Below are 3,211 nucleotides of genomic sequence, written 5' to 3' on the forward strand. Positions count from 1 at the left end.
CTTGACTGCAATTCAGGGGATAAAGTCATCATATTGTCGATGATTTCAAACAGTTTAATTATCTGTTCCCTCTCGAACTCCTTTTCATATAATCCCCTGATTAACCTCCACTTCCACTGTTCCCGTTGTGGCAGCTTCCCAGTAGTCGCTTTTGTTTTCAGGTGTGCCATGACTATTATAGCAAAGGGATTGCTACTTGCTTCTAGTTCTGACCATCTTTCCTCATAGTCCAGTAATTTAACCGTTGGGAATTTGAGGCTGACTTCACAGCCAGCGATAGTATAATTATAGGAATCTGGTCGCCAATTTACTCGTTCATCTCCTAATATAGCGAGACTGATAACCGGTTTCTGATACAAATCGAAGGCCCGATAGTTATAAATATACATCCTCTGAGGGAAATTTTCTTCGTATTGACTTTGAATTTCAATATGAATCAAAATCCAGACTTCTTCTCCACTGAGTAACCAGACTTTATAGAGTTTGTCAGCGAAACGTTTTTTTGTCTTTGCTGAAGCGGTAATCCGTTTGAGTTCTTTGTCTAGGGATTCGGGAATTTTTGTCCAATCAATTAGTTGGTGAACTTCAGGAAAGAAGAAATGTAAAAATGCTTCAAAATACTCGCTTAATGCTTCTTTCCAGGGTTCATCATAATTGGCAGTTGTTTGGTTCATTTGAGTTGTTTGCTTACTCGTAGGCTGTGAAGCGCGATAGCGTAACGCAACGATTTAATAATAGAGGTGGTGCGTTACGGCGGATTGTTAATTTTGGTTTTTTGACGGAATTGGTGGCCGCCTAACGCACCCTACGCCTACTTAATTAAACAAAGAAATTACCCACTGGAATGCTTCCTAAAGCTGGTAAAGTACCAGTAAATCCGGTGATATTTATTAATAAATCATTGCTGGATTGGAAGCCAGCCGTGCTATCATTAATAACGAGGTAAGTTCCAGCAATCGCACCAGTTGTTACTTGCACTAAGGCGGCACTATTAACCGCTAATTCTTGATTACCTGTAGTGGCTCCATTGGCATCAGTAAATACTTGATTGACTAAATTCTGTAAAGTGGTGACAGTGCTATCAGCAGCGCGACTGAAACTACTAGGCGCATTCATGGCAGTTCCACCTTGAGTTAATAAGTCGATTTTATCACTATTGATGGCAAAATCTGTGATACTATCGCTTGCTGCTATGGTAGATTCGCCAAATTGAAAGATGAAAGTATCTGCGCCTAGACCACCGGTTAAAGTATCAATTCCCGCACCTCCATTGATTTGATTATTGCCACTATTTCCGGTGATATTATTGTTACCAGCGTTACCTGTACCGTTAATATTGTTAGTGCCAATTAGTCTGAGGTTTTCGACATTGTTGGGTAAGGTGCGAGTGAGAGTGCTTTGCCAAGTATCAGTAATGATAACTTCTCCTATTCCTCCTTCGGGATTGATGGTAGCATTAACCGGATTGGAGAGGGTTACTGTAAAGGCTTCATCAGGTTCATTGAGGTTATCATTGAGGATGGGAATGCTAATAGTAGCAGTAGAAGTATTAGCAGCAATGGTGATAGTTCCGGTTTTGCTAGTGTAATCTACATTGGCGGTAGCGTTAATGGGTGCAGTGGTATAGTTGACGCTAATTGGTTGTGGATTGGGGTTATTGACAGTGACGGTGAGGATGGCATGATTATCTAAGCCTTCGACAACGGTGACATTATTGATGGAGACTTGGAAAAAGTCGTCATTCGTAATTGTTCCGGTAACTGGGGTGGCTGTACCTATTGTATAACCAGTACCTGAAGCGAGGGTTAAAATAACGGTTTCGTTGGGTTCAATAGTTGTATCCGCAGTGGGGTCAACTGTTAAAGTAGCCGTACTGAGTCCAGCAGCCAAGGTAATTGTTCCAGTTGTTGACGTGAAAGTTGCTGCACCGGTTTGGCTATAGTCTGTATTAAAGGTAGCTGTACCAGCAACGCTATAATTTACGGTCAAGGCGTTAGTCAAATTGCCAGTACGGGTGAAAGTATAAACTAGATTAGTTGTCCCATCTTCAGCTACACTGACAGGATTGACGGTTAGGGTAACAGGTGAAGGTGTGGTATTACCAAAGTTGATATTATTGACAGTTTGACCTGAACCAACGACGACTGTGTGATAATTGGGACTGTTAGGAAAGGTTTGACTGAAACCACTGGGAACAACTTCCCGCACAATGTAAGTTCCTGGTTGGACATTAGTAAAGCTATACTGTCCTGCTTCATCAATATTGGTGGTACTAGGATTATCAACGGCCGTGACTTGAGTTGGTTCTCCTGCATCTAAAACCCCGTTATTATTTAGGTCTAGGTAAATGCTTACTCCGCCTAATCCTGGTTCTTTGAAGCTTTGGGTTCCACTACCTAACCCATCAAAAACACCTAATAATTGGTCAGTACTGGTAAAGATACTAGCACTAGGATTAATTACTTGGAGATTACTGATGTTCGCACCGGTTCCTACGCCAAAAGCTGATAGCTTGACTCCTGCATTTTGTAAGGCGAGAACTTCATCGCTATAACTCCCCCCTTCGTTGTTTTCCCCATCGGAGATAAAAATCACATTTCCATTACCAGTAGTTGTTCCTATAGTCGTTAGGGTGTTAGCGGCTTTCTGTAAGGCTATTTCAAAGTTAGTTCCACCTAAATATACTAGAGAACGTAAAATCTCTTCGACATCTTTAATGCCATTGTTATTGCTATCTGTTGCTGGATTTGTGGTCAATTGAATCCCGCTAATAGTTGGATTCATATCCCGTTGATTGGCACTACTTTCAAAGCTGACAATACTGACTTTAGCTGTAGAACCTAATCCTTTACTAACTAAGCGATTATTTAAGGCAATAAATCCCGCTATTTCGGCATCTAGTCGGGTATTGGCTGTACCATCATTATTAACATCTCCTACAGCTAACCCTTGAAATAGCGAACTTGTACTACCGGAAACATCAATTACAAAAACTATATCGGGAGGATTACCTTGAATTAAGTCTTCGCGGACTCCATTACCGTTGATGTCGTTCCATTTTAACCCTTGAATGCTTCCTGGATTATCATCATTGGTAATCGTACCCGTAACTGCGGTGGTTGTCCCAACTGTATAACCTGTCCCGGTCGCAAGAGTTAAAGCAACAGTTTCATCACTTTCAACTGTGGTATCAGCAGTGGGGTCAACTGTT

2 protein-coding genes are annotated in these 3,211 nt (G+C 41.5%); both read right to left on the reverse strand.

What is annotated here, in order from left to right; all coding sequences use genetic code 11:
* Nucleotides 1–674: Rpn family recombination-promoting nuclease/putative transposase (locus IQ242_RS20545; RefSeq protein WP_193961227.1), on the reverse strand; the 674-nt coding region annotated here is incomplete at its 3' end.
* A gap of 145 nt (nucleotides 675–819) precedes the next feature.
* Nucleotides 820–3,211 (reverse strand): bluetail domain-containing putative surface protein (locus tag IQ242_RS20550; RefSeq protein WP_193961228.1); only part of this gene is annotated, 2,392 nt, incomplete at its 5' end.

It is taken from the genome of Microcystis sp. LEGE 08355 (assembly GCF_015207185.1).
Taxonomy (GTDB): domain Bacteria; phylum Cyanobacteriota; class Cyanobacteriia; order Cyanobacteriales; family Microcystaceae; genus Microcystis; species Microcystis panniformis.